At 65.8% G+C, this 23,231-nt stretch carries 21 protein-coding genes; 15 read left to right on the forward strand and 6 right to left on the reverse strand.

The window, feature by feature from the left end; translation table 11 throughout:
- The first annotated feature begins 12 nt into the window (after positions 1-12).
- Together K8U54_RS15515 and K8U54_RS15520 are read left to right on the forward strand one after the other, a co-directional pair.
- Entirely contained in the window at positions 13-3,156 is a 3,144-nt protein-coding gene (locus K8U54_RS15515) for an efflux RND transporter permease subunit (RefSeq protein ID WP_249906657.1), read from the forward strand.
- Complete coding sequence (locus tag K8U54_RS15520) at positions 3,153-4,604, forward strand: AdeC/AdeK/OprM family multidrug efflux complex outer membrane factor (RefSeq protein WP_249906658.1); 1,452 nt, start codon at positions 3,153-3,155, stop codon at positions 4,602-4,604. Before K8U54_RS15515 ends, K8U54_RS15520 begins: the two co-directional genes overlap by 4 nt.
- 63 nt (positions 4,605-4,667) lie before the next feature.
- On the opposite strand, the gene K8U54_RS15525 is transcribed toward K8U54_RS15520, so the two are convergent.
- From K8U54_RS15525 to K8U54_RS15535, 3 genes are all read right to left on the reverse strand, one after another.
- Positions 4,668-5,330 carry a DedA family protein gene (locus K8U54_RS15525; RefSeq protein ID WP_249906659.1) on the reverse strand — a complete coding sequence of 221 codons (663 nt, stop codon included), beginning with the start codon at positions 5,328-5,330 and terminating at the stop codon, positions 4,668-4,670.
- Between the two features lie 183 nt (positions 5,331-5,513).
- Positions 5,514-5,954, reverse strand: coding sequence for a hypothetical protein (locus tag K8U54_RS15530; RefSeq protein ID WP_249906660.1), 441 nt, complete (start codon positions 5,952-5,954; stop codon positions 5,514-5,516).
- Positions 5,955-6,072: 118 nt separating this feature from the next.
- Positions 6,073-6,435: an RcnB family protein gene (locus K8U54_RS15535; protein ID WP_070887657.1), complete on the reverse strand. Its 363-nt coding sequence runs from the start codon at positions 6,433-6,435 to the stop codon at positions 6,073-6,075.
- A 281-nt stretch (positions 6,436-6,716) separates the two neighbouring features.
- On the opposite strand from K8U54_RS15535, the gene K8U54_RS15540 reads away from it, so the two are divergent.
- From K8U54_RS15540 to K8U54_RS15580, 9 genes are all read left to right on the forward strand, one after another.
- Positions 6,717-7,106: a DUF3592 domain-containing protein gene (locus K8U54_RS15540; RefSeq protein WP_249906661.1), complete on the forward strand. Its 390-nt coding sequence runs from the start codon at positions 6,717-6,719 to the stop codon at positions 7,104-7,106.
- Positions 7,107-7,282: 176 nt separating this feature from the next.
- The gene (locus tag K8U54_RS15545) at positions 7,283-7,846 is read left to right on the forward strand and encodes an antibiotic biosynthesis monooxygenase (protein WP_249906662.1); all 564 of its coding nucleotides are present in this window, start codon (positions 7,283-7,285) and stop codon (positions 7,844-7,846) included.
- 34 nt (positions 7,847-7,880) lie between these two features.
- Positions 7,881-8,699 (forward strand): alpha/beta fold hydrolase, encoded by an 819-nt coding sequence (locus tag K8U54_RS15550; RefSeq protein WP_249906663.1) that lies wholly within the window; start codon positions 7,881-7,883, stop codon positions 8,697-8,699.
- Between the two features lie 147 nt (positions 8,700-8,846).
- Positions 8,847-10,688, forward strand: a complete 1,842-nt coding sequence (locus K8U54_RS15555; protein WP_249910454.1) for an amidohydrolase — start codon at positions 8,847-8,849, stop codon at positions 10,686-10,688.
- Positions 10,689-10,892: 204 nt separating this feature from the next.
- Entirely contained in the window at positions 10,893-12,536 is a 1,644-nt protein-coding gene (locus tag K8U54_RS15560) for an MFS transporter (protein WP_249906664.1), read from the forward strand.
- Entirely contained in the window at positions 12,533-13,159 is a 627-nt protein-coding gene (gene ycaC, locus K8U54_RS15565) for an isochorismate family cysteine hydrolase YcaC (RefSeq protein ID WP_249906665.1), read from the forward strand. The genes K8U54_RS15560 and ycaC overlap by 4 nt, the downstream gene beginning before the upstream one ends.
- Before the next feature lie 110 nt (positions 13,160-13,269).
- A complete protein-coding gene (locus tag K8U54_RS15570; RefSeq protein WP_249906666.1) occupies positions 13,270-14,172 on the forward strand; it encodes a LysR family transcriptional regulator in 903 nt (300 codons plus the stop codon).
- A gap of 162 nt (positions 14,173-14,334) precedes the next feature.
- A complete protein-coding gene (locus tag K8U54_RS15575; protein ID WP_249906667.1) occupies positions 14,335-15,291 on the forward strand; it encodes a GlxA family transcriptional regulator in 957 nt (318 codons plus the stop codon).
- Positions 15,292-15,502: 211 nt separating this feature from the next.
- Positions 15,503-16,948 carry an ATP-binding protein gene (locus tag K8U54_RS15580; protein WP_249906668.1) on the forward strand — a complete coding sequence of 482 codons (1,446 nt, stop codon included), beginning with the start codon at positions 15,503-15,505 and terminating at the stop codon, positions 16,946-16,948.
- On the opposite strand, the gene K8U54_RS15585 is transcribed toward K8U54_RS15580, so the two are convergent.
- The 3 genes from K8U54_RS15585 to K8U54_RS15595 form a co-directional block, all read right to left on the reverse strand.
- On the reverse strand, positions 16,945-17,361 hold the full coding sequence (locus K8U54_RS15585) for a helix-turn-helix domain-containing protein (RefSeq protein WP_249906669.1): 417 nt from the start codon (positions 17,359-17,361) through the stop codon (positions 16,945-16,947). The genes K8U54_RS15580 and K8U54_RS15585 overlap by 4 nt on opposite strands.
- 134 nt (positions 17,362-17,495) lie before the next feature.
- A complete protein-coding gene (locus K8U54_RS15590) occupies positions 17,496-18,128 on the reverse strand; it encodes a response regulator (RefSeq protein WP_249906670.1) in 633 nt (210 codons plus the stop codon).
- Positions 18,125-21,103 carry a sensor histidine kinase gene (locus K8U54_RS15595; RefSeq protein ID WP_249906671.1) on the reverse strand — a complete coding sequence of 993 codons (2,979 nt, stop codon included), beginning with the start codon at positions 21,101-21,103 and terminating at the stop codon, positions 18,125-18,127. The genes K8U54_RS15590 and K8U54_RS15595 overlap by 4 nt, the downstream gene beginning before the upstream one ends.
- 170 nt (positions 21,104-21,273) lie before the next feature.
- Here K8U54_RS15595 and K8U54_RS15600 point away from each other — a divergent pair, with 170 nt between their 5' ends.
- The 4 genes from K8U54_RS15600 to K8U54_RS15615 all read left to right on the forward strand — a co-directional run bounded on the left by K8U54_RS15600 (position 21,274) and on the right by K8U54_RS15615 (position 23,076).
- Entirely contained in the window at positions 21,274-21,654 is a 381-nt protein-coding gene (locus K8U54_RS15600; protein ID WP_249906672.1) for a hypothetical protein, read from the forward strand.
- A 144-nt stretch (positions 21,655-21,798) separates the two neighbouring features.
- Entirely contained in the window at positions 21,799-22,164 is a 366-nt protein-coding gene (locus K8U54_RS15605; RefSeq protein WP_249906673.1) for an excalibur calcium-binding domain-containing protein, read from the forward strand.
- Between the two features lie 302 nt (positions 22,165-22,466).
- Positions 22,467-22,739, forward strand: coding sequence for a type II toxin-antitoxin system Phd/YefM family antitoxin (locus K8U54_RS15610; protein WP_249910455.1), 273 nt, complete (start codon positions 22,467-22,469; stop codon positions 22,737-22,739).
- Positions 22,705-23,076 carry a type II toxin-antitoxin system RelE family toxin gene (locus tag K8U54_RS15615; RefSeq protein ID WP_249906674.1) on the forward strand — a complete coding sequence of 124 codons (372 nt, stop codon included), beginning with the start codon at positions 22,705-22,707 and terminating at the stop codon, positions 23,074-23,076. The genes K8U54_RS15610 and K8U54_RS15615 overlap by 35 nt, the downstream gene beginning before the upstream one ends.
- Positions 23,077-23,231: the final 155 nt, after the last annotated feature.

The following is a 23,231-nucleotide window of genomic DNA, read 5'->3' on the forward strand; positions in this document are numbered from 1 at the left end:
AGCGATTACACGATGTCGAATTTCTTCATCGACAGGCCGATTTTCGCCTGGGTGATCGCCTTGGTGATCATGCTGGCCGGTGGTCTGTCCATCCTCAAACTGCCGGTCAACCAGTACCCGAGCATCGCCGCGCCTGCCGTGAGCATCCAGGTCAACTACCCGGGTGCCTCCGCACAGACCGTGCAGGACACCGTGGTGCAGGTGATCGAGCAGCAAATGAACGGTATCGACGGGCTGCGCTACATCAGCTCGGCGAGCAACTCCGACGGCAGCATGGAAATCGTCGTCACCTTCAACCAGGGCACCAACCCGGACATCGCCCAGGTTCAGGTGCAGAACAAGCTGCAGCTGGCCACGCCACTGTTGCCCCAGGAAGTGCAGCAGCAGGGCCTGCGCGTCACCAAGGCGGTGAAGAACTTCCTGCTGGTGATCGGCGTGGTGTCCACTGACGGCAGCATGACCAACCAGGACCTGTCCAACTACATCGTCGCCAACATGCAGGACCCGATTTCCCGGACCCCGGGCGTCGGTGACTTCCAGGTGTTCGGTGCCCAGTACGCCATGCGTATCTGGCTCGACCCCGCCAAGCTGAACAACTTCCAGCTGACCCCGGTCGATGTGCGCAGCGCCGTGCAGGCGCAGAACGTGCAGATTTCCTCCGGCCAGTTCGGTGGCCTGCCGGCCGGCCCCGGCCAGCAGCTCAATGCCACCATCATCGGCAAGACCCGCCTGCAGACCCCCGAGCAGTTCCGCAATATCCTGCTCAAGGTCAACCGCGACGGTTCTCAGGTGCGCCTGGGCGATGTCGCCAAGGTCGAGCTGGGCGGCGAGAACTACAACATCCGTGCACAGTTCAACGGCAACCCGGCCTCCGGTCTGGCGATCAAGCTGGCCACCGGCGCCAATGCCCTGGATACCGCCAAGGCGATCCGTGCCACCATCGATGAGCTGAAGCCGTTCTTCCCGGCCGGCATGGAAGTGGTGATGCCGTACGACTCCACGCCCGTGGTGCAGGAGTCGATCCATGGCGTGATCATGACCCTGGTCGAAGCCTTCGTGCTGGTCTTCCTGGTCATGTACCTGTTCCTGCAGAACTTCCGCGCCACGCTGATCCCCACCCTGGCCGTGCCGGTGGTACTGCTCGGCACCTTCGGCGTGCTGGCGGTGTTCGGCTACAGCATCAACACCCTGACCATGTTCGCCATGATCCTGGCCATCGGCCTGCTTGTGGACGACGCCATCGTGGTGGTCGAGAACGTCGAGCGGGTGATGCGCGAAGAGGGCTTGTCGCCGCTCGAGGCGACACGCAAATCCATGGGGCAGATCCAGGGCGCGCTGGTCGGTATCGGCGTGGTGCTGTCGGCGGTACTGCTGCCGATGGCCTTCTTCGGTGGTTCGGTGGGGGTGATCTACCGGCAGTTCTCGATCACCATCGTCTCGGCCATGGTGCTCTCGGTGATCCTCGCGCTGATCTTCACCCCGGCGCTGTGCGCCACCATGCTCAAGCCGATCGCCAAGGGCGAGCACCACGAGAAGGGCGGCTTCTTCGGCTGGTTCAACCGCACCTTCGAGCGTAGCGTCAACGGCTACGAGCGTGGCGTACGCGGCGTGGTCAAGCGCAAGGCGCCGTTCCTGATCATCTATGCGGTCATCGTCGCGGTGGCCGGCTGGCTGTTCACCCTGATCCCGTCGGCGTTCCTGCCCGAGGAAGACCAGGGCGTACTGTTCGCCCAGGTGCAGACGCCGTCCGGCTCCAGTGCCGAGCGTACCCAGGCGGTCGTCGACGACATGCGCAAGTACCTGCTCGAGGACGAGAAGGACGTGGTCAACTCGGTGTTCACCGTGACCGGCTTCAACTTCGCCGGCCGTGGCCAGAGCTCCGGTATGGCGTTCATCATGCTCAAGCCGTGGTCCGAGCGTACCGCTGCCGGTACCAGCGTGGCCGAACTGGCGCAGCGCGCCCAGGGTCGCTTCTTCGGCGGCGAGTTCCGCGATGCCATGGTGTTCGCCTTCGCTCCGCCTGCGGTCATGGAACTGGGTAACGCCACCGGCTTCAACCTGTTCCTGCAGGACCGTGCCGGCGTCGGCCAGGCCACCCTGAACGAAGCCCGTGACAAGTTCCTGCAACTGGCCAACCAGAGCCCGGTGCTCAGCAGCGTGCGCGCCAACGGCCTGCTCGACGAGCCGCAGTACAAGCTGCTGATCGACGACGAGAAGGTGCGCACCCTGGGTGTGTCGCTGTCAGACGTCAACACCACCCTGCAGATCGGTTGGGGCGGCAGTTACGTCAACGACTTCATCGACCGCGGTCGGGTCAAGAAGGTCTACCTGCAGGGCCAGAGCGACTCGCGCATGAACCCCGAGGACCTGAGCAAGTGGCACGTGCGCAACGACCAGGGCCAGATGGTGCCGTTCAGCGCCTTCGCCACCGGCGAGTGGACCTACGGCTCGCCCAAGCTGTCGCGCTACAACGGGGTGAGCGCCATCGAGATTCTCGGTGCGCCGGCACCGGGCCACAGTTCGGGTGAGGCGATGGCCGAAGTCGAGCGCATCGCGGCCGAGCTGCCCCAGGGCGTCGGCTTCGACTGGACCGGGCAATCCTACGAGGAGCGTCTGGCGGGATCGCAGACCCTTGCCCTCTATGCGCTGTCGCTGCTGGTGGTGTTCCTCTGCCTGGCGGCGCTGTACGAGAGCTGGTCGATTCCGTTCTCGGTGATCCTGGTGGTGCCGCTGGGTATCCTCGGTGCGCTGCTGTTCACCCTGGGTCGCGGGTTGTCCAACGACGTGTTCTTCCAGGTGGGCCTGATCACCACCATCGGCTTGTCGGCGCGTAACGCGATCCTTATCGTCGAGTTCGCCAAGTCGCTGCACGAGCAGGGCATGAGCCATCTCGAGGCGGCGGTCGAGGCGTGCCGCATGCGACTGCGCCCGATCATCATGACCTCCCTGGCGTTCATCCTCGGCGTGGTTCCGCTGGCCATTTCCAGCGGCGCGGGCGCCGGCAGCAAACATGCCATCGGTACCGGCGTGATCGGCGGTATGCTTACCGCGGCGGTGCTGGCGATCTTCTGGATTCCGCTGTTCTATGTGGTGGTCAGCTCGATGTTCAAGGACAAGAGCGCCAAACAACCCAACGATGAGGAGGCCGTCCAGTGAGGCAGTCCCTGTTGTCTCTAGCCGTGGCGAGCATCGTGCTCGGCGGCTGCACCATGATCCCCGACTACCAGCGCCCCGACGCGCCCGTCGACACTGCCTGGCCCCAGGGCCAGGCGTACCAGGGCAGCGCCGTGCAGGGCTCGGTCGCCGCGGCCGATCTCGGCTGGCGCGAGTTCCTGCGTGACCCGGCGTTGCAGCGCCTGGTGGAAACCGCGCTGAACAACAACCGCGACCTGCGGGTGGCGGCGTTGAACGTCGAGGCCTACCAGGCCCAGTACCGCATCCAGCGTTCCGAGCTGTTCCCCAACGTCTCGGCCGATGGCAGCGGTACCCGCCAGCGTACGCCCGCCGACCTGTCGCAGACCGGCCGTTCCACCGTCGGTGGCCAGTACAGCGCCACGGTCGGGGTGAATGCCTGGGAAGTGGACTTCTTCGGGCGCCTGCGCAGCCTCAACGAGCAGACCCTGCAGCAGTACTTCGCCACCGAAGAGGCGCAGCGCAGCACGCAGATCAGCCTGATCGCCAGCGTGGCCAACGCCTACCTGACGCTGCAGGCTGACGAAGCCCTGCTCAAGCTGACCCGCGATACCCTCGGCACTTACCAGCGCAGCCTGGAGCTGACCCAGCGCAGCTTCGACGTCGGCGTGACCGATGCCCTGTCCCTGAGCCAGGCTCGCACCGCCGTGCAGACCGCCCAGGCCAACCTGGCCCAGTACACCCGCCAGGTCGCCCAGGATCGCAACGCCCTGGGCGTGCTGCTCGGTGGCCCGGTGCCGGCCGACCTGCCCCAGGGCGAAGGGCTGGACATGCAGCTGCTGGCCGAGGTGCCGGCGGGCCTGCCGTCCGACCTGCTGCAACGCCGCCCCGACGTGCTGCAGGCCGAGCGTGAACTGCTAGCCGCCAACGCCAGCATCGGTGCGGCACGGGCCGCGTTCTTCCCGAGCATCAGCCTGACCGCCAACGGCGGCACCGCCAGCAGCCAGCTGTCGGGCCTGTTCGACGGTGGCTCGGGGACCTGGCTGTTCCAGCCGCAGATCAACCTGCCGATCTTCACGGCCGGTCGCCTGCGCGCCAACCTCGACTACGCCGAGATCCAGAAGAACATCCAGGTGGCGAACTACGAGAAAGCGGTGCAGACCGCCTTCCAGGAAGTCTCCGATGGCCTGGCGGCTCGCGGCACCTACGAAGAGCAACTGCAGGCCCAGCGCAGCCTGGTGGAGACCTCCGAGGACTATTACGACCTGGCCGACCGCCGTTTCCGTACCGGGGTGGACAGCTACCTGACCCTGCTCGATGCCCAGCGCCAGCTGTTCAGCGCCGAGCAGCAGCTGATCGGCGTACGCCTGTCGCAGCTCACCAGCGAGATCAACCTGTACAAGGCGCTCGGTGGTGGCTGGAACGAACGTACCCAGACCGCACCGGCCACCGCGGCCGCGCCGCCGTCCTGAGCGGCGGCAAGCGCCCATGAAAAAGCCCCGCAATCGCGGGGCTTTTTCATGTCTGCCAGCCTGTTACTGCGGCGTCTGCACGCGTACCGAGCGGTTCATCTTGTGGCGGATCAACTGGATCACGCCTGGCAGGATCGACACCACGATGATGCCGACGATCAGGTAGTGCAGGTTGCTCTGCACCGCCGGGAGGTTGCCGAAGAAGTAGCCACCGTAGGTGAACAGGGTAACCCAGAGAATCGCGCCGACCACGTTGTAGGCGGCGAAATGGGCGTAGTTCATGTGGCCCATGCCGGCCACGAAGGGCGCGAAGGTGCGCACGATCGGCACGAAGCGCGCCAGGATGATGGTCTTGCCACCATGGCGGGCATAGAACTGCTGGGTGATTTCCAGGTGGCGGCGACGAAAGATCTTCGAGTCCGGGTTGCGGAACAGCCGCTGGCCCATGAAGCGGCCGATGGTGTAGTTCAGCGCGTCGCCGAGAATCGCCGCGGTGATCAGCAGCAGTACCAGCAGGTGCACGTTCATGGTGCCGTGCACGGCGATGGCGCCGGCGACGAACAGCAGGGAATCGCCCGGCAGGAACGGGGTGACCACCAGGCCGGTTTCGCAGAACACGATCAGGAACAGGATCGCGTAGATCCAGGTGCCGTATTGGGCGGTCAGGGCCGCCAGGTGCTGGTCGATATGCAGAATGAAATCGATAACCAGGTGAATGAATTCCATCAAAAGCTCCAACGATAGGGCAGTCCGCTGTCCATCGGGGCGGGCTGCTTGGGGGCGGCATTATGCTCGCATCGGCGTGCAAAGGTGCGAGGCTGAGGCAGGGTTTTGAGCCTGCGCCATGGCAAGCGTTCCCTGGCGCGAGGAAGGTGGCGATGAACGTACCAGGGCGCGAGCGGGTGGCGGCTATGGTTTACCGCGTGGCTGGATATGCAGCTCGGTGGTTTGCGCGTCCTTGGCCTGCAAGGTGGCCGGGTCGCGCTTGCTGCCATCCTGCTGGGCGCGCTGCTTGGCGAGTGCGGCCATGCGCTCGGACCAGGCGAATTGCAGCTCACGATACTGCGGCGCCACGGCCGCACTATTGAGGTGCGCCTGCTCCTGCCAGAACGCGGCATCGCCGCGCCACCAGGGGTCTTCGCCGGGAGCCACTGGCTCGACGGGAGCGACCTTGGGAGCGGGTGCCGGGGCGACCTTGATGGTGGTCGGCGTGACCTGTGGCGCCGCCGGATACAGGCGGGCGAACAGCTGGGCACCCCCATACGCCAGCGCAGCGCCAACGGCCACAGCCAGGGCGCTGCGCGCGAATTCGCTGCGCGGGCTTTTGGGGTTGCTTGCTGAAGCTTTCATCATCCATCCCTAGAGGAGAAAGAACCGACACGAGGCATGGCGGAACCTGCGTGAATGATAGCCACTTACGCGGCGCCGTTGAGCTTTATTTGCGTGTCGGTACAGGGTGGCGGAGCGCTTACTTGCCCTTGATGATGCGTTGGATGGTGCCGGTGTTGTTGTTCAGCAACACGTAGTCGGTACCGATCTTCACCCAGTGCTCGTGCTCCTTGTCCTCGGGCTCCGGCAGATTGTGCTTTTTCAGGTCCTTGATCGCGTAATCGTCGCGCCAGTACTTGTGCGGTGCAGGGGTACCTTCCTTGAGGTGGCCGATATGCATCGGGTCCTTGGCTTCCGGATCTTCCTGATCGGGCTGCTGCTTGAGCACCTGGTCCTGATAGACCTCACGGGCGGGTTCCTGCTCTTTCGGATCGGCCGCATGGGCCATGCCGCTGACCAGCAGGGCGCCAAACAAGATGCTGAGGGTAGGCGTGGTTTTCATGTGACTCTCCTTTATCCGTGTCCAAATAGTGGACAGGGGCAAGCGGCGAAAAACTCAACCTAAATTTTCGTCACTCGGGCGGCTTGCGGTCTTCGTGTCGCGCGTTGCCGATAACACTTGCGTGCAGGCCGCTGCACGCGCCGCTGCACACGCCGTTGCACGCGCCGCTGCACACGCCGTTGCACACGCCGTTGCACACGCCGCCGAACGGCAGGTTTTTTCCATGAACCTTCAGGCTGCGGGGCGCCACTATCTATTCAAGTACCCGATTCGAGTGAGTCATGCCTGTTCCCGTTTTTCTTGCCCTGGTGTTCGGCTGCGTCGGCGCCGTGCTCATGGGCATCGGCCTTTCCCGGCGTCGTGTCAGCCGCAACTGGCTGTGCGCGCAAGGGCGCATCATCGCCAGCGACTGGGGGCTCAGCACGCCGAGCCGCTACCCGCGTTTCGAATGGCGCGACGCGGAGGGCAACCTGCACATGCACGAGAGCAGCATGAGCAGCTGGCGCCACTACCGCAAAGGCGACCCGGTGCCGGTGCGCTACGACCCGGCGTTTCCCAAGCGGGCGGTGATCGATACCCCGGTGCAGCGGGGTGCCTCGTTCTTCTGGCTTGGCGTGCTGTTGTGCGGTATCGCCGGGCTGTTCCTGCTGGTCGAGCTGCTGCTCACCTGAGCCATCTTCCAGCCGCCCTGCAGGCGGCTGCGACCATTGAGCACATACGTCCAATAAAGGCGCTCGACGCAGCGGCATAGTGGCGGCACGGTCGGGCACCGCCACGGGCATGCCGATCGTTACGCCGCAGGCCATGGCCTTGCGGGTCGATTTCGCTGCCAGGACGTCCTTTCGCTATGCCAACCATCGAGCCGAGCAATGTGGTGACCCTGGTCATCCAGCATCAGGTGCGTCCCGGCTGCCTGCCTGCCTACGAGGCCTGGCTCAAGCGCGCCCTGGCCGCCGCCGAGCAGCAGCCTGGCCACCTGGGCGTCAACGTGATCCGCGCGGACGGGCAGGGCGATGCCTTCACCACCGTGCTGCGCTTCGCCGACGGCTGGCAGCTGGACGAATGGATCGCTTCGGATCGCCGACGGCTGCTGATCGATGAGGTGCTGCCGTTGCTCGACGGCGGCGACCAGATCCAGGTCAGCCGCGACCACGAATTCTGGTTCACCCCCGAACATGCCCAGGCCCCGCAACCGCCGAAGTGGAAGCAGGCGGTGCTCACCTATCTGGTGATTTGCCCGCTGACCATGCTCATCCCGCTGCTGTGGCAGCCGCTGTTCCAGCAGTACCCGGCGCTCGGCGGCGTGGTACCGAGCAACCTGCTGATCACCCTGTGCATCGTCGTGCCGGTGGTGTTCTGGATCATGCCGGTGGTCACCCGTTGCTGTGCCGGCTGGCTGAGCGCCCGCTGATTTCCCTGACATTCCTACCCGAGAGGTTATCGCCATGAGCACATTCACCACCCGCGACGGCACCGAGATCTATTTCAAGGACTGGGGCAGCGGCAAGCCCGTGCTGTTCAGTCATGGCTGGCCGCTGGACGCCGACATGTGGGAATACCAGATGCAGTACCTGAGCAGCCGCGGCTACCGCACCATCGCCTTCGACCGTCGCGGTTTCGGGCGCTCCAGCCAGCCGTGGACGGGCTATGACTACGACACCTTCGCCGACGACATCGCCGACCTGATCGAGCACCTCGACCTGCATGACGTCACCCTGGTGGGCTTTTCCATGGGTGGCGGCGATGTCAGCCGCTATATCGGCCGCCACGGCACCTCGCGGGTCGCCAAGCTGGTGCTGCTCGGCGCGGTCACGCCGATCTTCGGCAAGGCCGCGGATTTTCCCCAAGGCGTCGATGCCTCGGTATTCGCCGGCATCAAGGACGGCTTGCTCAAGGATCGCGCGCAGTTCATCAGTGATTTCGCCGCGCCGTTCTACGGCATCGACAAGGGCCAGAAAATTTCCGACGGCGTGCTCACCCAGACCCTCAACATCGCCCTGCTGGCGTCGCTCAAGGGCACGGTCGACTGCGTAACCGCATTCTCGCAAACCGATTTCCGCGCCGACATGGCCAAGGTCGACGTGCCGACCTTGGTGATCCATGGCGACGCCGACGCCATCGTGCCGTTCGAGACCACCGGCAAGCTTGCCGCGCAGATGATCAAGGGTGCCGAGCTGAAGGTGTACGAGGGCGCGCCCCACGGCTTTGCCGTGACCCATCAGCAGCGTCTCAATGAAGACCTGCTGGCCTTCGTGTCCCGTTGATCACCGGAGCGCCCAGTCATGACAGATGATCCCAAGGACCCGAAACGCCGCCAGATCGTCGCGGCCGGTGGCCTGCTCGGCGCGGCTGGCGCGCTGTGGTCTGCCTTACCTTTCGCCGGCGGTGCCGGTTATGCATTCGGAGCCAACATGAACGACGCCGACCTGATCCTGCTCAACGGCAAATTCCACACCGTCGACCCGGAGCGGCCGCAGGCCACTGCCGTGGCGATCAAGAATGGTCGCTTCATTGCCGTGGGCAGCGACGCGGAGGCCATGGCCACCAAGGGCGCCGCATCCAAGGTCATCGACCTCAACAAGCGCACCGCGATTCCCGGGCTCAACGACTCGCACCTGCACCTGATCCGTGGCGGCCTGAACTACAACCTCGAGCTGCGCTGGGAAGGCGTGCCGTCCCTGGCCGACGCCCTGCGCATGCTCAAGGACCAGGCCGACCGCACGCCCACCCCGCAGTGGGTGCGCGTGGTCGGGGGCTGGAACGAATTCCAGTTCGCCGAAAAACGCATGCCGACCCTGGCCGAGATCAACCAGGCGGCGCCGGACACCCCGGTGTTCCTGCTGCACCTCTACGACCGCGCCTTGCTCAACCGCGCCGCCCTGCGGGTGGTCGGCTATGACAAGAACACACCGAACCCGCCCGGTGGCGAGATCCAGCGCGACAGCAATGGCGAGCCGACCGGCATGCTGATCGCCCGCCCCAACGCCATGATCCTCTACTCGACCCTGTCGAAAGGGCCGACGCTGCCCCTCGACTACCAGGTCAACTCGACCCGTCAGTTCATGCGCGAGCTCAATCGCCTGGGTCTGACCAGTGCCATCGACGCCGGCGGCGGCTACCAGAACTACCCGGACGACTACCAGGTGATCCAGCAGCTGGCCGACAACGACCAGCTCACCGTGCGCATCGCCTACAACCTGTTCACCCAGAAGCCCAAGGAAGAGCTGGCCGACTTCCAGCAGTGGACCAAGACCCTCACCTACGGCCAGGGCACCGATTACCTGCGCCACAACGGCGCCGGCGAGATGCTGGCGTTCTCCGCCGCCGACTTCGAGGACTTCCTCGAGCCGCGCCCGGATCTGCCGCCGAACATGGAAGCCGATCTCGAACCGGTGGTGCGCCACCTGGTCGAGCACCGCTGGCCGTTCCGCCTGCATGCCACCTACGACGAATCCATCTCGCGGATGCTCGACGTGTTCGAGAAGGTCAACCGCGACATCCCGTTCAACGGCCTGCCGTGGTTCTTCGACCACGCCGAAACCATCACCCCGAAGAACATCGAGCGGGTCAGGGCGCTGGGCGGTGGTATCGCCATCCAGCACCGCATGGCCTTCCAGGGTGAATACTTCGTCGACCGCTACGGCAAGCAGGCGGCGGAAAGCACCCCGCCGATCAAGCGCATGCTCGCCGAAGGCGTGCCGGTCGGCGCCGGCACCGACGCCACCCGCGTGGCCAGCTACAACCCCTGGACCTCGCTGTACTGGCTGGTCAGCGGCAAGACCGTGGGCGGTACCGCGCTGTATCCCGAAGGCCTGTCCCGCGCCGTGGCGTTGCAGCTGTTCACCCAGGGCAGCGCCTGGTTCTCCAACGAGCAGGGCAAGAAGGGCCAGATCAAGGTCGGCCAGCTGGCCGACGTGGCGGTGCTTTCCCAGGATTACTTCAGCGTGTCCGAGGAAGCCATCAAGTACCTCGAATCGGTGCTCACCGTGGTGGGCGGCAAGGTGGTCTACGGCGCCGAGGAGTTCGACAAGCACGGCAACCCGCCGCTGCCGGTACTGCCGGACTGGTCGCCGGTGGCCAAGGTGCCCGGGCACTGGAAGCCCGCCGCACCGCTGCAGGCCGCCGTGCACCAGTGCATCGGCTCTTGCGCGGTACACGCCCACAGCCACGAGCGGGCGCGGCAGAGCAAGGTGCCGGTGAGCGACTACGCCGGCTTCTGGGGCGCCTTCGGGTGTTCGTGCTTTGCGTTCTAGCGCTGCTTAGCCCCCTGTGGGAGCGGGCGGGGACGCCTAGTTCATGCCCGCGATTCGCGCGCATGGCGACGCTCCCACAGGTAGAACGCGCTCGCCGCAATTCGACAGGCAACACACACATTTTTTAATCGGCGTCTCTCCGCCGTCTCGGGCACGGCTGTGCCCATTTTTTACCGACACCGACTTTTTTTAACGAGATAGCCCATGAACAGCGTCACCCAAGCAACCACCGCCGGGCCCTGGAGCCCGCTGCGCACTCAGGTGTTCCGCTGGCTATGGCTGGCCAGCATCGCCTCGAACATCGGCACCTGGATGCACGAGGTCGGTGCCGGCTGGCTGATGACCTCGCTGTCGGCCAGCCCGCTGGCGGTGGCCATGGTGCAGGTGGCCGCGGCGTTGCCGATGTTCTTTCTGGCGCTGCCGGCCGGCGCCCTGGCCGATATTGTCGACAAGCGCCGCTACCTGCTGACCGTGCAATTGTGGATGGCCACCGTGGCGGTGCTGCTCGCCGGCCTGACCCTGCTCGGGTTGATGAACGTGCCGCTGCTCCTGCTGCTGACCCTGGCCATGGGCATCGGCACCGCGCTGATGATGCCGGCCTGGTCGGCACTGACCCCCGAGCTGGTCGGCAAGAGCGAGCTGCCTGCCGCGGTGGCGCTATCCAGCCTGGGCATGAACGTGGCGCGGGCCATCGGCCCGGCCATTGCCGGTGTGCTGGTCAGCCTCAGTGGCCCCTGGCTGACCTTCGCCCTCAACGCCGTGTCGTTCTTCGCGGTGATCGCTGCGCTGTATGCCTGGAAGCGCACGCCCACGGTGAGCATCCTGCCGGCCGAGCGGCTGTTCGGGGCGGTGCGTCTTGGCGTGCGTTATGCGCGCAGCGCCAAACCCTTGCAGGCGGTGCTGGTGCGCACCTTCGCGTCCTTCGTCGGCGCCAGTGCCGGCATGTCCCTTCTACCGCTGCTGGTACGCCGTGAGCTGCACGGCACGGCTGCGGACTTCGGCATCCTGCTCGGCTGCGTGGGCGCTGGCGCTATCGCCGGGGCGATGTTCCTGCCCAGGTTGCGCGAGCGGCTGCGCAGCGACCTGATCGTCGCGGGCGCCAGCCTCGCCTATGCCGCGGTGCTGTTCGGCCTGGCCTTTATCCGCGACTTCGCTCTGCTGATTCCGGTGATGCTGGTCAGCGGCGCTGCCTGGATCGCCGTGCTGTCGAGCCTGCAGGTCGCCGCGCAAACCTCGGTGCCGAGCTGGGTGCGAGCCCGCGCCCTGGCGGTGTACATCCTGGTGTTCTTTGGCTGCAGCGCCCTGGGCGGCATCGTCTGGGGTTCGCTGGCCAGCGAATACTCGCTGAGCGTGGCCCTGGCCGGCGGCGGCGCCTTGCTGGTGCTCGGCGTGCTGTTGTCCTGGCGCTTCCGCCTGCCGGTCACCGATGCCGAGGACCTGGCGCCCTCGGTGCATTGGCCGGCGCCGGTACTCAGTGCTGACCTGGACCGCGAGCGCGGCCCGGTGATGGTCACCCTCGAATACGACATCCCCCGGGAACACGCCGAGGCATTCAGCCACGCCATGCTCGCGGTACGCGCCATGCGCCGGCGCAACGGTGCGCTGTCCTGGGGGCTGCTGCAGGACAGCGAGAACCCGCACCTCTGGCAGGAATTCTTTTTCGACGCCTCCTGGCTCGAACACCTGCGTCACCACGGCCGCGTCACCGTGGCCGAGCAGCGCATCGAGGCCAATGCCCGCCAATACCAGCGTGAAGGCGTGGCCGTGCGCATCCGCCACCTGCTCGGCGTGCCCGAAGCGCGCCACCCTGATTCCCGTTCCCCCAACCCACCTGGAGTTTCATCATGAACAAGCCCTACAACCGCCTGGACAAAGACAACGCCGCCGTTCTGCTGGTCGACCACCAGGCCGGTCTGCTCTCCCTGGTGCGCGACATCGACCCGGACAAGTTCAAGAACAACGTGCTGGCCCTGGCCGACCTGGCCAAGTTCTTCAAGCTGCCGACCATCCTCACCACCAGCTTCGAAACCGGCCCCAACGGCCCGCTGGTCCCCGAGCTGAAGGAGCTGTTCCCGGACGCGCCGTACATCGCCCGCCCTGGCCAGATCAACGCCTGGGACAACGAAGACTTCGTCAAGGCGATCAAGGCCACCGGCAAGAAGCAGCTGATCATCGCCGGCGTGGTGACCGAAGTGTGCGTGGCGTTCCCGGCCTTGGCCGCCATCGAGGAGGGCTTCGACGTGTTCGTGGTCACCGATGCCTCCGGCACCTTCAACCCGATCAGCCGCGACTCGGCCTGGCAGCGCATGACCGCCGCCGGCGCGCAGCTGATGAACTGGTTCGCCGTGGCCTGCGAGCTGCACCGCGACTGGCGCAACGACGTGGAAGGCCTGGCGAAGATCTGTTCGGATCACATCCCCGACTACCGCAACCTGATGACCAGCTACGCGGCGCTCACCGAAGGCAAGTAACAGGTGATGGTGGCTGGCGTCTCAGCCGTCCACCCATTCAGCGGGCCGCGGCGGATTTCCCGTCGCGGCCCCATCCCTTTCTCTGGCGCAGCCTTTTCCGGGAGCCCATCGTGAACCGCAACGACCTGCGCAAAGTCGACCTGCAACTGCTGGTCGTGTTCGAAAGCCTGATGCACGAGCGCAATCTCACGCGCACGGCGGAAAAACTCTACCTTGGCCAGCCGGCGATCAGTGCCTCGCTGACCCGCCTGCGTGACTATTTCAACGACCCGCTGCTGGTACGCAACGGCCGCGAGATGGAGCCCACGCCCCGCGCGCTGGAAATCTTCCGCCGCCTGCCGGCTGCCCTGGATGGCATTTCCCAGGCGATCAGCGAGGTGCGTGACTTCGACCCCAGTAGCAGCACCGCGGTGTTTCGCATCGGCATGTCCGACGACGTGGAGTGCGGCCTGCTGCCCCAGTTGCTCGCCCACCTGCGTCAGCAGGCGCCAGACTGCGTGCTGGTGGTGCGCAACGCCAACTTCCTGCTGCTGCCCGGCTTGCTCGCCACCGGCGAGGTGTCCATCGGCATCAGCTACACCACCCAGCTGCCGGCCAATGCCAAATGCCGCAGCCTGCGCGACATCCGCGCCATGGTGATCCGCGCCGCCGACGGCACGCCGCCGCTGACCCTGGACGACTATTGCACGCGGCCCCACGCCCTGGTGTCGATGTCCGGCGACCTGTGCGGCAACATCGACCAGGACCTGGCGCGCCTGCAGCGCAGCCGCAAGATCGCCCTGGCGGTGCCGCACTTCAACGGCCTGGGCGCGCTGCTGCGCCACTCCGACATGATCGCCACCATTCCCGACTACGCCGCCGAAGCGCTGGTGCAGGGTGGCGGCCTGGTGATGGAGGAGCCGCCGTTCGAGATCGTGCCGGCGCAGCTGACCATGGTCTGGCGCGCCGCCCAGGATCAGGACCCGGCCGAGCGCTGGCTGCGCGAACAGATCCTGCGCTTCATGGCCGCCTGAGCCCTGCAGGCTACTCGCCAGCAACACCTTAGTGTTGTTTCGTTGCAACCCCGCAGGGGCTGTTTAACCGGCGGCCATGCCTAGATAATCGACGCAGGATTTACAAACCTGACAGCTGCCCTATGACGGCAGCTGCTGTTTACCTTGCGTTCGAGATTGTGCATGACCAGCAAAACCGTGGCGATCGTGCTCTACGCCGACGTCCTGATGCTCGACGTGGCGGGGCCCATCGAGGTGTTCTCGATCGCCAACCGCTACCTGCCCGAGAGCGACCACTACCGCATCCTCACCCTGGGCGCGGATTCACTCGGTGTACGTGCCTCCAATGGCATCGTCATGCAGGCCGATCAACTGGCCGTCGACTCGCCGGTCGCCTACGACACCCTGCTGGTGCCTGGCGGACCGGGCGCCTACAACGACAGGCACCCACTTCTGTACGGCTGGCTGCGTGATGCTGCCCAGGCCTCGCGCCGCTATGGCGCGGTGTGCACCGGCGCCTTCATCCTCGGCGAGGCGGGGCTGCTCGATGGCCACCGGGTGACGACCCACTGGCACTATCTGGACCGCCTGGCCAAACGCTATCCCAAAGCGCAGCTGGAGAGCGACCAGCTGTTCACCAAGGACGGCAAGCTGCTCAGCTCCGGCGGCGTGACGGCAGGCATCGACCTGGCGTTGTCGATCCTTGCCGACGATCACGGCAAGAAGCTCGCGCTGGATGTCGCCAAGGTGCTGCTGGTGGTGATCAAGCGCCAGGGCGGCCAGGCCCAGTTCAGCCCCTTGCTGCCGCCGACCGGCCAAGGCGCCACGCCACTGGATCGCGTGCAGCAGTACGTGCTGGAGAACATCCAGGAGCCGTTCACGGTGGAGCAGTTGGCCGAGCTGGCGGCGATGAGCGTGCGCAACTTCGCCCGGGTGTTCACCCGCGAGCTGCAGATGACGCCCATGGAGTTCGTGCTCAACGCGCGGGTCGACCACGCGCGCGCGCTGCTGGAAAACACCGACCTGCCGCTCAAGACGGTGGCCTTTCGCAGCGGCTTCGGCAGCACCCGGCACATGCGGCAGATGTTCGACAAGCGCCTGGGCTTGACCCCGGTGCAATACCGCCACCAGTTCGGCTGACCCGCTGGCCAAGGGCCATGACGCCCGCGCTAGAGCGTTTCGTCAGTTGTCCGAGTTGCGCACCGTGATGGCCGAATCCGTCCCCCCGTGCCGATGTCGCCGGGCCGACGAACGGTAGAGAATGATTCTCTTATCAGAACAGGAGCGGCAGAGCGTCGATCAGCCGAGACCCGATGGGTGACGTCCGGCATGGCGGGATGCTGAACAGGTCATGCATGATCTCGAACCCACTGGCAGTGCGATCGTCCTGCGTTTCGGCCGCTTCGAGTTGCACCCCCAGCGTCGCCTGCTGCTCGACGGCGACCGGCCGCTGCCCATCGGCGCCCGCGCCCTGGACATCCTGCTGGTGCTGGTGGAAAGCGCCGGCAAGATCGTCAGCAAGGAGGCGATCATCGCCCAGGTGTGGCCGAGAACCTTCGTCGAGGAGATCAACCTGCGGGTACACATCTCCGCCCTGCGCCGGGTGCTCGGTGTGTGCCCGCAATCGCGGGACTACATCACCAACGTGCGCCAGCGCGGCTACAGCTTCGTCGCCCATGTCGAGCAGGTCAGCCGCGCCGACAACGATGCGCCGCGTGCGTCCAGCGAGCTGCCCAACCTGCCGGGCCGGGCGGTGCGCATCGAGGGCCGCGAGCGGCTGATCGACGAGCTGACCCGCCGTCTGCACACGCGCCGGCATATCACCCTGATCGGTCCCGGCGGGGTCGGCAAGACCACCGTGGCGTTGCGCGTGGCCCAGCAGCAGCTCGGGCATTTCGCCGATGGCGTGCGCTTCGCCGACCTGGCAACGCTCCGCGAGCCGGCGCAACTGGCCGCCACCCTGGCCTCGGAGATGGGCATCGCGGTGCCCGAAGGCGTGCATGCCCTGGCCCATCTGCAGGCGACCCTGGCCAACCGCCACATGCTGGTGCTGATGGATAACTGCGAGCACCTGGTCGATGCCTGCGCCGCCCTCAGCGAGGCGCTGCTGCAGGCCGCGCCGCGGCTGCGCATCCTGGCCACCAGCCGCGAGGCGTTGCGCACCACCGAGGAATACGTGCAGCCGCTGGCGCCCCTGGAGTCGCCACCGCTCGGCAGCCATCTGCGCCTGGCCGCGGCGCTGCGCTATCCGGCGGTAAAGCTGTTCGTGCGTCGGGCGCGGGCCCGCCAGGCGGACTTTCGCCTGTTGGAAAGCGATGTGCCGCGGGTGGCCGAACTGTGCTGGCGGCTCGACGGCCTGCCCCTGGCCATCGAACTGGCCGCCGCGCAGCTCGACGTGCAGAGCCTGGACGGCATCCTCGCCCAGCTCGACAACCACAGCTACCTCAGCCTGCTCGGGCGGCGCAGCACGCCGGCCCGGCATGCCAGCCTGCAGGCCTCGCTGGAGTGGAGCTATCAATTGCTGAACGCCGAGGAGCGCCGGTGCCTGCAGGGCCTGGCATGCTGCGATGCGTACTTCACGGTGGCGGATGCACAGCAGGCGCTGGCGGGGCTGAAGATCAGTGACGGTGCGCGATGCGCCGCCGTGGCGCGCCTGGTGGCGCTGTCGCTGATCGGCCTGCGTCGTGATGGCGGGGTGGTCTACTACCACATGCTCGGCTGTACCCGCGCCTTCGCCCGGCACAAGGCCCAGCAGGCGGCGAGCCTCGGTGAATGGGACTCGCCGGCGCTGGCCTAGGCGCAGCGGCTAGCAGGCGAGGCGCTGCAGTCGACCGACGGGCCTTGATGCAGGCGTTTGAAGGCCAGCGGCGTCATGCCCTGGCTGCGGGCGAACACCCGGCAGAAATGCGCCTGGTCGAAGAAGCCACATTCCATGGCGACCTGCGTCAGGGACAATGGCGAATGGCGCAGCAACGCGATCGCCTTGTCCACCCGCTGCTGGCGCAGCCACACATGGGGCGACAGTAGGGTGCTTTCCTTGAACTTGCGGGTGAAGTGACTGCGCGACAGGGCGCAGGCCTCGGCTATTTCGGCGACCGAAATGCCGGCATCCAGGTTGGCCAGCATCAGCTGTTTGGCGATTGCTTCCTGCCAGGCGGCGAGCTTGCCGGCCGACGCCTGCGACTGTGCGGAACCCTGGATGGCCTTCATGCTGATATCCCCACTGGCGCCCCGCCGACATCGTGTCGCGAGGCAGCAGGGATTGTTGAAGAGCGCGTCGGTGGCGGCGAGTTGCGTAATGTTAATTAAGGTTAAGGGCAGGCTTAACCTTGGCCCGCGGGCATTTAGTCCCAGTTATCGATGATGCCGCGTTGCAGGGCGATGCTTACCGCATGGGTGCGGTTGCGTGCCTTGAGCTTGGTCATGATGCTGCGCATATGGCCTTTGACGGTGTCATCGGAGATTGCCAGCTGCGCAGCGATATCGCCGTTGCCCAGGCCCTGTGCGGCGCATGCGAGCACCTGGGTTTCACGCGGGGTGAGGCCGTCCTCGGCGATGGCGGCGAGCAGCTCGCTGGCGATGGGTTCCGGAAAGTAGCGTTTGCCCGCCGCCAGGCTATGGACGGCGGTGACCAGTTCCTTGCGCAACATGTTCTTGAGCAGGTAACCCCGGGCGCCGGCCTGCACCGCCTGCAAGGCGCGGGCGTCGCCGCTGTAGGTGGTGAGCACGGCGATGCAGGCATCGGCGAATTGCGCGCGAATCGTGCGGATCGCCTCGGTGCCGTTGAGCCCGGGCATCTGCAGATCCATCAACGTCACGTCCGGGCGCAACTCGGCGAAACGCGCCACGGCCTGCTCGCCATCGGCGGCTTCACCGACCAGCTCGATGTCCGGGTGGGCTTCGAGCACGGCGGCGATGCCCTCGCGCAGCAGGGGATGGTCATCGACCACCAGCAGGCGGATGGGCGTATCACTCATGCGTCGTCTCTCTCTGTGGTGGGCGGTCGTGGGCGCGCGAACCAGCGGCGGCAGGGTCGTCGGGCTTGGTCGGCATAGGACAGCGCCGCCTTGATCCGCAGTTCCACCCGGGTGCCGCCGCCGGCCAGCGCCTGCACGGCGAGGGCGCCGCCAATCTGCGCCGCCCGTTCGTGCATGCCGCGTACGCCCCAGCGTTTGGACCGGCCTTCGCCCATGGCGTAGTCGGCGGCGATGCCCTGGCCGTCGTCCACGATGCACAGGCGCAGATCGCGTGCGCCGTAGTTCAGCATCACGGTGATCTGCCGCGCGTCCGCGTGGCGTACGGCATTGCCGATGGCTTCGACGGCGATGCGGTAGGCCGCGTCCTGCACGTTGGTGTGCAGCGGGCGCTGGTCGCCGTTGATGTGCAGGCTGATCTGGATGCCGGGCTCGTCCAGGCCCTGCACGAACCGGCTCAGCTCGGCCGCCAGACCCAGGCCGTTGGCGCCGGCTTGGCGCAGGTGCTGCACACGCTCGCGGCCTTCGTGCATCACCTGGTCGGCGCGATCCAGCGCGTGCTCCAGGCGCGTGCGCGCCGGGTGATCGGCGGCCAGGGTATTGGCCGCTGCCTGGAAGCGCAGCATCAGCCCCTGCAGGCTTTGCAGCAGAGTATCGTGCAGCTCGCGGGCAATCCGCTCGCGCTCGCCCTGCTGGGCCTGCAACTGCAGGTGCAGGCGCTGCCGGTCACGGCGCACGGCACGGCGATGCAGCCACCACAGGACGAACAACAGCGCCGCGGCGAGCGGCAGGTAGAACAGCGGGCGCAGATAAAACGCCGGCGCCACGCTGAAGGCCAGCACGGTCGGCGGCGCCGGCTCGCCACCGCTCTGGTCGAATACCTGCACCTCGAAGCGGTAATCGCCGGCTGGCAGGCCGGTGTAGGTGGCGCGTCGCTGGCGCCCGGCCTCGATCCAGTCGCGGTCGTAGCCCCGCAGACGGTAGCGGAACGCCAGGCTCTGCGGCGCGCGCAGGTTCAGCGCCGCGTAGTCGATGACCAGGCGCTGGCTGTCCGCCGGCAGCTGCAAGGGGGCGGGCAGCGGCTGGGGCACGCCGTCGACCGTCAGGTGCTCGATCACCACCGTCGGCAACGGCGCTGGCGCCGGCTGGCGCGCCGGATCGAGCAGACTCACGCCGGCACTGGTGGAAAACCACAGCCGCCCGTCCGCATCCACCACGCCGGTGGGCAGCGGCAGTACCCGATAGGGATCGTTGGCCAGGCTGCCATCCAGGCTCACCGAGCGGTAACGCAGCCGATAACCCGGCTCGGCCAGGGCGCGCGCCACTTCAGGTGCCGGCAACTGCAGGATGCCACCCTTGCCATGCACCCACAGGTCGCCATCGCGGCCGGGCAGCAGCCCATAGACATTGTCGAACTGGCCGTTGGCCGGCAGCGGCAGCATCTGGAAGCGCTGGCCATCGAAACGCGCCAGGCCGTGCTGGCCACCGATCCAGGAAACCCCGTGGTGATGCAGTTGTGCGGTGACATGGCCGATCTGCAGGCCATCCGCTTCGCTCCACCGGCGCCATTGATCACCCTGGCGGCTGACCAGGAGGTTGTCGCGGTAGCCGAACCACAGCTGGCCCTGCTCGTCACGGCCGGCGCTGACCGGCATCACCTGGCTTGGCTTTTCGCCGACGCCGGCCACCGCCTGCCAGTAACTGCCGCGTAGCACGAACAGGCCGAGCCCGTTGATCGATACCCACAGGCTGCCGTCATCGGCCAGGGTCATCGCCCGTACCGACGCATCCGCCGGCGCCTGCTCGGGCAGCCTGGCCCGCAATTCGACACCCACCGGCGTGGCGTGCCAGATGCCGTGGGGCCCGCCGGCCCAGACGCCGGCATGGGTATCGGCGAGCAGGGCGGTTACCGGTTCGGCGATGGGCCAGCGTCGCAGCGCGCCATTGTGCAGGCGCATCAAGCCGCGGTTGCCGCTGGCTGCCCACAGCGCGCCGTCCGTGGCCAGCGCCAGCGCTGCATTCAGGGTGCCGGCCGGCAGCGGCGCGGGGCTCAGTTCGCGCAGCCGGAAACGGTCGAGCCCGGCATTGCTGCCGGCCCACACGGTGCCGTCGCGATCCTCCAGCAGCGGCCAGAGGTAATCGGCGCTCAGGCCCTCGGTGCGGGTCACCCGTTCGGCATGGGTGAGGTCCAGCGGCATCTGGGCATGGCGATAGCGGCGCAGGCCGTTGCCCGGCGTGCTGGTCCATAGCCCGCCGGCCTTGTCGAACAACAGGCCGGTGATGGGCGTGTCCACCGTCTGTGTCTGCATGCCTGGCCGTGTGCCGGGAACGACCCGATGCAGGCGATTGACGTAGCGCTCGGCGATCCAGATGGTGCCGTCGGCGGCCTGGGCGATCTGGCTGGCCCAGTCGAGGGTGCCGACCACTCTGGAAAAGCGCGGCGCGCCGGCGGGGCGCCTGTACAGGTGGTGGTTGCTGGCGGCCCAGACCGTGCCGTCCCGGGCGACGAATACCGCTCGCGCGCTCCTGGCGGCGAAGCCCTGATCTTCGCCAACCGTCGTCCAGCGCTGGCCGTCGAAACGCGCCAGTCCCTCATGGGCTGCTGCCCAGATATTGCCATCGCGGTCGCACGCCAGCCCGTACAGTGCGCCACCCGGCAGGCCCTGGCCGGGTGGGAAGCTGCGGGTCGTGCGCCCCTGGATCAGCCGGGCGCCACCAGCGCGCAGGCCAACCCACAGGCCACCGTCCACCGCCAGCAGGCTGGCCACCGTGCCCAGCGGCTGACCGTCGCTGGGCTGGTACGCCGTGAAGTCGAAGCCATCGAAGCGCAGCAGGCCGCTGTCGCTGCCCAGCCACAGATAGCCGTCGCCGGTCTGCGCCAACGCCCCGACCTGGTTGGGGCCATCGTCGTCCGCCATGGTCCAGCGATGGTGCTCGCGCTGCGCCAGCGGCTCTGCCTGTACGGGCAGGGCCGACAAACCCGCCAGTAGCCAGGCGCAACAGCCGACCACCCACAAGGGCTGGCGGCAAGCTAAAGGGGAGGTGAGGACATTCACGGCAGAGAATCGAGTGCGCAAGGAAAAGCGGATTGTGCAACCGCGCTTGCTGGCGTGCCAGCGCCACGGCCGACTACCCGCCGATTGACGGTATGCATATCAGCCCGGCACGAATCGGTTTACGGCTGTACACTGAACTTGCAGCTGCCAATGCAGCTCTGATGGATCAGATCATCACCAGCCAGGAGGGCGAGATCATGGGACCGGAAGACCGAGAGTGGTGGCGCGAAGGCCGCCGACAGCGGGGCCACAATGCCTCATGGGACAACTTCAGCGCCAAGCCTGGCCCCAAGGGCGGCAATGTCCTGCGCATCCAGCGCCCCCTCAAGCTCAGTACCACGCCGCCTTACCTGCAGCTGCAAGCCCAACAGCTGATCGACGGCCGTGAAAACACCAGCACCAGCCGCATACTGCTTATCCTCGGCGTGGTGACCGTTGCCGCGCTGATCGTGGCCGGGTTTCTGGTTATCTAGTACCAAGGCATTTACGACGAAAAAGGCTTATCGGGTGATAAGCCTTTTTCGTTTGTGTGGCTGGCTGTTGGCATTCAGTTGCCGGGCAGCAAAGGTATGCTGCACCCACCAGGCGATGACCGCCGTTTGCAATGGAGTGCAGCCATGAAGAGACTGATCGTGATAGCCGCCCTGGGCTCTGCCTTCTGGCACTTCTACCTCAAACCACCCGCCAGCCCGGTGATCACCAATATCGGCTCCGATGGCGCAATACTCAGCAACCCCATCGTCGAACAACCCGCGCCGGCCTTCTCCCTCGAGCGCTTTATCCCAACGTTCACCAGCAACGGCGAGACGGGACCATCTGGCACCGCTGCCCAGCCCGCTGCGACTTACCGCTGCGATGGCCGCACCCATTGCTCGCAAATGCGCTCCTGCGAAGAGGCGACCTTCTTCCTGAATAACTGCCCAGGGGTGAAGATGGATGGCAATAACGATGGTGTGCCGTGTGAAACGCAGTGGTGCCGCTAGTTTGCCGCGCTAAATGTCCGCACGAAGGGGTGAGGCGAAGCCGAACGATTACACCCTTTCAACCTAAGCGTTTGAGTTGAAAGAGCTTTTATATGTGCCTTATGTGGTGCTTCTAAAGGTGCTTTTAAGCGTGTTATTGTGCAGATGCTTACACGTGTTCGCACACCCATATGAAGACAAGTCCTGCATAGATAGCTCGGCCCATAGAGACGAAAGCCCAGATAGGCCTAACAAGGCCCGGTGGCTGGCCAGTACAGAGAGCTCAGGCGCATTGGAGATAGAGAGAACAGGTGGCTATGGCAATGACATACGCGGTGCTGGCTGATGTTGCGGCGTCGGTGACAGACCTTAAAAAAGACCCAATGGGCACCATCCGCGAAGGTAACGGTGAAACGGTCGTGATCCTCAATCGGAATGAACCAGCGTTCTATGCCGTGCCCCCTGCACGCTACGAGGCCATGCTGGAGCTGATTGATGATTTGCGTCTGGCTGAAGTCGTACGTGAGCGACGTGGTGAATCCACCGTGCGAGTAGATATCGATGACCTCATCGCGCAAGCCGGCGGAGCCGACTAAGTACGCCCTGGAGTTCAACGCTCAGGCACTCAAGGAGTGGGGCAAGCTTGGCAACACCATTCAGTTGCAGTTCGCCAAGAAGCTCAAGGAGCGCCTCGAGAATCCCAGGATCGAGGCCGACAAGCTCCGGGATATGCCCAACTGCTACAAGATCAAACTGCGCTCTATTGGTTACCGCCTGGTGTATGAAGTGATCGACAACCGTCTGGTTGTCACCGTAATCGCCGTAGGCAAGCGAGAGCTAAACAAAGTCTATGGCAAGGCCGCCAGCGTTTGTAAGGAGCTTCGAGCCATGCGCCGCCCACCGCACCCGGACAGAACAGTTTTGGTTTCGTGACGAGCAGAGTGTAGTCGCTGTGCTTTAAAACCAGTGCGCACAAAAAAGGGCTTACCTTTCGGTAAACCCTTGTTTTGTTTGGTGGCTAAGCAGGGACTTGAACCTTGGACCCCAGCATTATAAATCTCCTGAGCAAGCCCTGAATGATGCATAAA

The sequence above is a fragment of the Pseudomonas fulva genome (assembly GCF_023517795.1).
Classification (GTDB): Bacteria; Pseudomonadota; Gammaproteobacteria; order Pseudomonadales; family Pseudomonadaceae; genus Aquipseudomonas; species Aquipseudomonas fulva_D.